We start from the raw sequence: 4,630 nt of genomic DNA on the forward strand, positions 1-4,630 counted from the left end.
CGCTGCAACAACTGCGCTGCGCGCGGGCGAGCAATACGTTTAGCATCGCTCCGCCCGCATTTGTGTTTATTTCGATGAGCCCAAGCTTGTCCTCATCCAGATGAAAATCGTAGCCAAAGAAGACGCCCCGCGCGCGACGAGGGTTGTGTTGCGCAATAGGGGGGCGGAATCCAGAGCATGCTCGCGCCAAGCGGGCAAACTCACGGTTCGCTCGATGGCTTGGATGACCTCACGCACCTGACGCAGTCGCGACGGCGAAACAAATACCGGTCGAGCAGCAAATACATGGGGGCAACGTGACTTCAATAGCTCTGACAACTCGGGATTTCCAAGCTGTTCGGACAATGCATTTGTGAGCGCAACCTGATCCAGGCTCACGCAGAAGCACGCTTCGTTGAGCGCTGCGGCCGTCGTACCGCATTTTCTCGATGAGGACGCTGTCACGGGAACCTCCAGGATCAAACATACAGGTTCGAAAGGCGTGATCTCTTTCGGTTCAGCCAGGCATTTCTCTAAAGCGTAGGTCAGGGTCGTTGTGGGCATCTGCCATTAACTAGACATAAGCCTTGGAAGCGTCATTGTAAAAGTCGTGCGTCCCTCAGCTGATTCACAAGCGATGCGCCCTTTGTGCGCTTCTACTATTGAACGAGTGATAGCCATGCCGAGGCCCGCGTTCAACGTAGTACCTTCGCGCCTTGCGGTGTCGACCCTGTAGAAACGGTCGAATATCCGGGTTTGAAGCTCGGCTGGAATAGTTATGCCGCGGTTGGAAATAGCCGTGGAAACCGAAGCGCCGCTCTCGCTTATTTCAACGCTTATGGTGCTGCGTTCCTCCGCATACCGAACTGCGTTAGAGACTATGTTTGAAATAGCCCGTCTTAGCATTGATTTGTCCCCATTCACCGATCCATCGCCTGAAAGAGCGATTTTTACATTTTTTTCCTCGGCTGCTAGCTCGTAATATTCGATAACGCTAGCGGCAATCTCAGCTATGCTGGCATCTTCGGCACTGGGCGTAATCTTTCCGTTGTCCGCCTTGGCTAGGAACAGCATGTCATCGACCATCTTTGACATGCGCCTAAGTTCTTCGAGGGCGGAATACAAAATGTTCTTGTAGTCGGTATTCTCGCGGTCGCGCAAGAGCGCGACCTCCATTTGGGTAAGCATGCTGTTCAGCGGCGTTCTTAGCTCATGCGCGATGTCCGCTGAGAAACCTGACAGCCGGAGGAAAGAATCATCCAAGCGCGAGAGCATTTCATTGAAGTTAGCAACGAGTTCATGAAGTTCGCCTGGTACTGACTCGGTCGGAATCCGCGTATCTAAGCAGTTGGCGGTTACGGTTGAAGATGTCTTGGATAGTTCGCCAATGGGCTTCAAGCCCTTTTTGATCAGAACAACACCTAGTGCCCCACTTAGAAGCGCACTGATCACGAGCGTATAAGCAAACCATTGCTGAATCATCTCGAAGAAGTGGACTCGATGCGTTACATCCAAAGCCAGATAGATGACTGCGTCTTGCCCTTCGACCCACTGATCTACTTTTCTGGTAATGCCACTGTACTGGTGCCCATCGAAATTTACTGCCCAGCGTTCCTCTTGATTATCCGTGACGAGAGGAAGCAAGCGCTCAGAAAAATTGTGGTGTGAGTAAACCGTTTTGCCGTCTATCACTACCGCAGTTGCAAACCCGAAAGAGTGCTCAATGACCGCATCGATCTTTGAGGTGGCCTCCTGTCCGAAAGCCGTACTGCTACGTAGCATATGCTCTACGGCAGCGGCTTTTTCACTCAGCACTTGCGCATCCTTGCGCTCGAAATGCAGCTGGCAGAAATAATAGAAGCTGATTGCGGCGACCATCAGCACAACCGTAACCACGAGCATGAAAACCACCGCCATTCTGCTCGTCAGTGAAACTTTTTCCATCAGTACGGTCCTGGTTAGGCCAAGCACAAAAGCAGGCAGGGCGTCCGGAGGAGCCTTACCTGCTTCGATATGGTCGTTGCAGTATCGTTCGTATTCAAGACCTGGTCTGGACCTTCACCATTTTAGCGAGCTTCCGGCTTTGACGGTCTCCTTCATCCACCACATCCTTTCATCATTCCTCGCATGTCGCCTACCCTTGATATTAACTTTGACAGGTTAGCCGTTATTTACGCCAATCGGGGCGCTCAAAAACTCTACCGTATGAATTTTCCCGTCAGGTGTCTTTACCCTCATCTCGTAGGTTTGGACTTTGGCGTTAGTACGATAGTTTTGAATCATGTCAGTCTTGCCGTTCGCCCCTGCAGGTGCAATGTTAAGCACCTCACCTTCTTTAACCAACTTCTTAAGAGTGGACTTGGTTTCCGGATCATTCAAACGATGCAGCGTGCGTTCGCTTCCGCCTTCAGCTAACGCAAAAGATGAAGCAGCAGTTAGAATAAGCGGGAAAATCACTTTGTTCATACGGTTCATGGTTTTGACCCTTTGGTTAGTTGATACCGATATGTTATAAGTGCAAGACTTACAAGAATCTGTTCTCAACGTTACAAAGCTGTAATTTCTCTCTTTTAATCGAGCTATGCCCGTCGCATATACGGCGAGCGCTTCTGCACTTACTGTTTTTCGATGCGGGTGACCGTGGAGTCCATTCCCTGCGAGGAGAAATCGAACTGGACCTTATCGCCTTCTTTTAGCTTTTGGAGCTGGTCAGGCTTTGCTTTGAATCCCATCGTCATTGCGGGCCAGCCCAAGGCCTTGACCGGGCCGTGGGCAATGGTGACGGTCCCGCTTTCGGTATTCACCTTCTTGATCGTGCCAGTAGCCGTAGCGGTCTGTGCGGCTGATTTATGGTCCATTTGCATGTTCATGCCTTTATGATCCATAGGCATGCCATCCATGGGCTTCTTGTCGGCAGCATAGGCGGCTGGGACCAAGAAAAGTGTGGCAAGGGTAATGGACATGATGTTCATGAATGTCTCTCCAGATCTGTAGGTTGCTGCGGTATGCAATTGCCGGCGGCGCAAGAGAAAAAATCTATCTATCCTTTGAGTGTGGTTTTTTGCGTTGCTTAAACGTTATTGAGTCCGAAGGGCAGTCCTCGGAATTCCACGATATGGGTCACGTCATCAGGCGTTCTGATTTTTATCTCAAACGTTTGGGGACGGCCATCATACTTGCTCCTTTGCATAACCCCACTTTTACCTGTGGCACCTGCAGGCCCTACACTTAGCACTTTGCCTTCCTCAAGTAGCGCCTTAAGTACTGGCTTGGCTTCTTTATGGCGCTGAATAACTTGATCAGAATTTTGTTCTGCCATTGCGAAAGAGGAGGCGGCAGCGAACATAGTAAAAAGGATGGTTTTGCTAATGGCTTTCATGACTAAACTCCTGATTGTTTGATGCCTATAGCTTAATGGCACAACACTTACAGTAAGCTGTTCTTCAAATTACAAAGCTGTAAGCGCAACCTTTTGTATTGCTGCGACCGCCGCGTATGTGGCGGTCGCTTGCTCCTTTGCTTTTTATGTGAATCGAATAGTCGAAACCATGCCTTTTCAAGATGAACTCTACATTCAACCAGGCCCCGTCTTTTAAGGAAGGCTGAGGTGCTTGATTTTCACGGATGTTCACCAGTGGGTTTGGTTGCGTGCTGGGCCTGCAATTGCCGGCGGCGCATCAGCAGGTAGGCTGCCGGCAGAACGAACAGGGAGAGCAACGGCGCGGTGATCATCCCGCCCACCATGGGCGCGGCAATACGGCTCATGATTTCGCTGCCGGTCCCGCCGCCCCAAAGGATGGGCAGCAGGCCAGCGATGATCACGGCGACGGTCATGGCCTTGGGGCGCACTCGCTGGACAGCACCTTCACGAATGGCGTCGAGCAGGACGCCTTCGCCATGGGCTCCAGCGTTAACCCGATCCGTCCAGGCGTTCTTCAAATACAGCAGCATAATGACGCCGAACTCAGCAGAAACGCCTGCCAGTGCGATGAATCCGATTCCTGTCGCTACGGATAGGTTGTACCCGAGCAGATATAGGAACCAGACGCCCCCGGTCAGAGCGAATGGCAGCGTAGCCATGATGAGCAGCGCCTCGCCAAAGCGGGCAAACGTTAGGTATCCAAGTTGGCTTGTGGTAGTACGGCCTGGATCGTCCCTTCCAGAACTTCACCTGCAAAGGCCGGGAGGCGCGCGTTGACCAGCTGCCCAGGCGCCACATTTGCAACCTGCGCCTCAGGCACCGCAACCTCTAACCATACCTTTTCCAGCCCATTAACACGTGCCAGAGACGCACCAGTGGATACGGTCATGCCCTCGCGAACGTCGAGGCTGTTCAGCACGCCGCCTATTGGACTCCTCACTGTCCAAACGGGGCGCGCTTTACCAGTTCGTTCTAGCTGCACTATGACTTCTGGCGGCATGCCAGCAAGGCGCAACCGCTGGCGAGCCGCTGCGAGCAGCTGGGGTTCGCCAATCTCTTTGAGCGCCAGGTACTCTTCCTGTGCGGCAACCCATTCGGGAACCAGCAGATCGGCTAGCGGCGCGCCTTTTTCGATGACATCCTCCGGTGCTCGGTCGTAAACGCGCTCGACAAAGCCACCGGCACGCTCCTGCACAACCGCCACGTCTCGCTCGTCAAACATCAACGCGC

4 protein-coding genes and 2 pseudogenes are annotated in these 4,630 nt (G+C 52.6%); all 6 read right to left on the reverse strand.

The window, feature by feature from the left end; translation table 11 throughout:
* Window positions 1-549: 549 nt before the first annotated feature.
* The gene (locus HZR81_RS23170; RefSeq protein ID WP_042922864.1) at window positions 550-1,923 is read right to left on the reverse strand and encodes a heavy metal sensor histidine kinase; all 1,374 of its coding nucleotides are present in this window, start codon (window positions 1,921-1,923) and stop codon (window positions 550-552) included.
* Between the two features lie 216 nt (window positions 1,924-2,139).
* Window positions 2,140-2,454, reverse strand: a complete 315-nt coding sequence (locus HZR81_RS23175; protein WP_042922862.1) for a co-regulatory protein PtrA N-terminal domain-containing protein — start codon at window positions 2,452-2,454, stop codon at window positions 2,140-2,142.
* A 140-nt stretch (window positions 2,455-2,594) separates the two neighbouring features.
* Entirely contained in the window at window positions 2,595-2,951 is a 357-nt protein-coding gene (locus HZR81_RS23180; protein ID WP_017245526.1) for a copper-binding protein, read from the reverse strand.
* 98 nt (window positions 2,952-3,049) lie between these two features.
* On the reverse strand, window positions 3,050-3,358 hold the full coding sequence (locus tag HZR81_RS23185) for a hypothetical protein (protein ID WP_042922860.1): 309 nt from the start codon (window positions 3,356-3,358) through the stop codon (window positions 3,050-3,052).
* Between the two features lie 239 nt (window positions 3,359-3,597).
* Window positions 3,598-4,098, reverse strand: a pseudogene (locus HZR81_RS23190) (efflux RND transporter permease subunit); the annotation flags it as partial.
* A pseudogene (locus HZR81_RS23195) lies at window positions 4,095-4,630 on the reverse strand (efflux RND transporter periplasmic adaptor subunit); the annotation flags it as partial. The pseudogenes HZR81_RS23190 and HZR81_RS23195, both read right to left, overlap by 4 nt.

Source organism: Pseudomonas sp. LM13, from assembly GCF_041381355.1.
Taxonomy (GTDB): domain Bacteria; phylum Pseudomonadota; class Gammaproteobacteria; order Pseudomonadales; family Pseudomonadaceae; genus Stutzerimonas; species Stutzerimonas frequens.